2 protein-coding genes are annotated in these 2,007 nt (G+C 64.4%); one reads left to right on the top strand and one right to left on the bottom strand.

Going from position 1 to position 2,007, the window contains the following annotated elements; all coding sequences use genetic code 11:
* Window positions 1–799 (top strand): MMPL family transporter (locus VN856_RS24305; protein WP_325694041.1); only part of this gene is annotated, 799 nt, incomplete at its 5' end.
* A gap of 73 nt (window positions 800–872) precedes the next feature.
* Here the strand turns inward: VN856_RS24305 and VN856_RS24300 are convergent.
* A partial coding sequence (locus tag VN856_RS24300) for a DUF3556 domain-containing protein (protein WP_325694038.1) occupies window positions 873–2,007 on the bottom strand: 1,135 nt, incomplete at its 5' end.

Here is a 2,007-nt window from a genome sequence, read left to right as displayed (position 1 = left end):
CGACGGCAAGGCCGCGCGCTTCATCATCACTCACGCCGTGGATCCCGCGACGGCGGAGGGCATCAAGTCCGTCGATCAGGAGCGCAATGCGGCCAAAGAGGCGCTGAAACTCACTTCGTTGGAGAACGCCGACATCTACCTTGGCGGCACGGCCGCGACGTTCCACGACATCGCCACCGGCGCCTGGTACGACCTGCTGATCGCCGCGGTGGCGTCGATCGTGCTGATCTTCATCATCATGGTGCTTGTCACCCGCGCTCTGGTTGCAGCGGGTGTCATCGTCGGCACGATTGTGCTGTCGCTGGGGGCCGCCTTCGGGTTCTCGACGCTCATCTGGCAACACCTGGGTCACTTCCAATTGCACTGGGTGGCAACCGAATTCGCCCTGATCGTGCTCCTGGCAGTCGGGTCCGACTACAACCTGATGCTGGTGTCCCGAATCGAAGAAGAGATCGGCGCCGGCCTGAACACGGGGCTGATCCGCGGCGTGGGTGTGACCGGCCCAGTGGTGTCTGCTGCCGGTGTGGTGTTCGCCGTCACGATGGCCGCGATGCTCTCGAGCGATCTGCGGGCAATCGGTCAGTTCGGGTCCACGATCGGTATCGGCCTGTTGTTCGACACCTTCGTTGTCCGAACGCTGATCACGCCGTCGATCATGACGATCATGGGACGCTGGTTCTGGTGGCCGAAGCGGGTCCGGGTTCGCCCGGCCAGCCAGATGCTTCGGTCCGTCGGGCCGCGTCCGCTGGTTCGTGCCCTGTTGTACCAGCCGCGACATGAGGCACCGCCGGAGTCGTAGACGTAGCACCTGGCGTCAATTCGATTGTGCTGGCGCTGCAACGCGCCAACACCGACCGCCCCACGGCGCCAGATTACGCCTGGCCGGCCGCGGTGCTGTGTTGAACGTGTACCGGGAGGTCGTCCGCCCAGGGTTGGGTGGTGACCATGTCGTCGACGTCGACGTAGCCCCGCTCGAATTCGCCCGTCGCCGCATCCACCAGGCGGTACTCCTGGCGCTGGATGTGGATGGGCTGCGCGTCGAGGATCACTACCCGCACGTCGCCGGGCTCGAACCCGCATCGCTGCTGTAACGCATCAATGAGGCACTCGTTGTGCATGTGCCCGTCGCCGAAGTTCCAGCCGAGAACCATTGCGCAGAGATTCTCGCCTTCGCACAAGTTGTAGTCGTCCTCGTCGTAGCCGGCCAACGCACGGTGGACCAGGGTGTAGAGCGCGCGGCCGTGCGTGTTCATCCCCCGGAAGGCAAACGCGAGATGAATGGGGACCTGCACCTCCTCCTTGGTCTTGTACAACCGCTCGAGCTGCAAGTGGTACATGGGGCCGAGCGCGCGGGACCCAACGCGGAACTTCTCGTCGGCCGAGGGCTTGACGCACCACACCGTGGTGTCCCAGTTGCCGGCGTAATAACGCATCCCGGGCAGGAAGGACACCTTGCGGGGGAACAGGTTTCCGATTACGACGGTTCCGGCGATGACCGCAAACAGGATGGCGACCGGTAGCGGGTTGGCGAGATCCGACAGGCCCAGCCGTGCGTGCGCGACGAATAACCACAGCACCCCGAAGATCATGAACACGTTCCACTCCAGCGGCACTCCCATCGGGAACGCCAGCAGGATGTTCAGGTGGAACACGACCATTACAACCGCGGCGATGGTCGTCGGCCAGCCGCCGTGCGAAACGAACAGCAGCAGCGGCACCAGCCCCTCCACGGCAGTCGAGAAGTGGGCGATGAAACCCGCTAATCCGCTGGGCCGCAAATCATCCGGATAATGCTTGAACAACGCGCGCTTGAGCGCGCCCGAGGGGATGAACGGGTTGTTCGCCAGCATCGTCGAGATCACGAAGGGGAAGTGCCGGTTGAGCTTGGACGTCGCCGCGCCCAGCCAGATGACCATGAAGACCACCTTGGCCCCGACGACGATGTCCGCCCCCGGGAACAGGAACACGAGCGCCAGCGGCGCGTAGACCTCGCCGCGGGCGGCCAGG

Source organism: Mycobacterium sp. (genome assembly GCF_035603715.1).
GTDB lineage: Bacteria > Actinomycetota > Actinomycetes > Mycobacteriales > Mycobacteriaceae > Mycobacterium.
This window is presented reverse-complemented; position numbering and strand designations above follow the sequence as displayed.